Genomic DNA, 810 nt, shown 5'->3' with positions numbered 1-810 from the left:
GCCGTCGCCGCTCGGCGAGCCACCATCGCCCGTCGGGGGCGCGCCGCCGGGCGGGGCGCCGTAGCCGCCGGGGCCACCGGCCCCGGCCGGCCGCTGCGGCAGGTCGACGCCCTGCTGCTTCAGGCACGCCTGGAGCTTCTCGCGCTGGGCCGGGTCGCCGCCGGTGCGGTTGCCGGCGGCGGCCGTGGTCGTGGTCGTGTCGGAGCCGGACGAGCCGCAGCCGCCGAGCGCCAGCCCGACCAGCAGCAGGGCGAGCGGTGCGACGGCGCGACGGCGGGTGGAGGTCTGGTCGATCATTCGTGGTGCTCCTCGGAGGTCGTTCGTGCGGAAGGCCGCGGCCGCTCAGCCGCCGCCGAACAGCTGGTCGACCGGATCGCCGCCGCTGTTGCGCGTGCCGCCGCCCGCGCCGCTGGCCCCGGCGCCGGAGCGCAGGCCGCCGAAGCCGAGCGACAGCCCGTTGGCGGCCGCCTGGACATCGGTCGCCCGGACGCTGCCGTCCGACCGGGCGCTGCCGGAGACGACGACCGTGTCGCCCGGGTGGACCCCGCCGACGCTGCTGTGGGAAAGCCGCTGGACCTTGGCGGTCGAGCCGACCCGGACGGCGACCGTGGTGCCGTCGCTGGTCTCGACGTAGAGCGTCGATCCGCGGACGTTGGCCACCTGGCCGATCGTGGTGCCGCCCGCGGCGGCGCCCCCGCCGCCGGTGGCCGTCGCAGCGCCCGGGCCACCCGCGGTCGCTCCACCCACGGCACCGCCGCTCGCCGCAGCGCCACCGGCAGCGGCGCCACCGCCACCGCCACCGGCGCCACC

2 pseudogenes are annotated in these 810 nt (G+C 79.3%); both read right to left on the bottom strand.

The window, feature by feature from the left end:
* Positions 1 to 297: pseudogene (locus PAI11_RS27705) on the bottom strand (hypothetical protein); the annotation flags it as partial.
* Between the two features lie 45 nt (positions 298 to 342).
* Positions 343 to 810, bottom strand: a pseudogene (locus tag PAI11_RS00005) (hypothetical protein); the annotation flags it as partial.

It is taken from the genome of Patulibacter medicamentivorans (assembly GCF_000240225.1).
Taxonomy (GTDB): domain Bacteria; phylum Actinomycetota; class Thermoleophilia; order Solirubrobacterales; family Solirubrobacteraceae; genus Patulibacter; species Patulibacter medicamentivorans.
The sequence above is the reverse complement of the archived record's forward strand: the minus strand, read 5'-3'. Positions and strand labels throughout refer to the sequence as shown.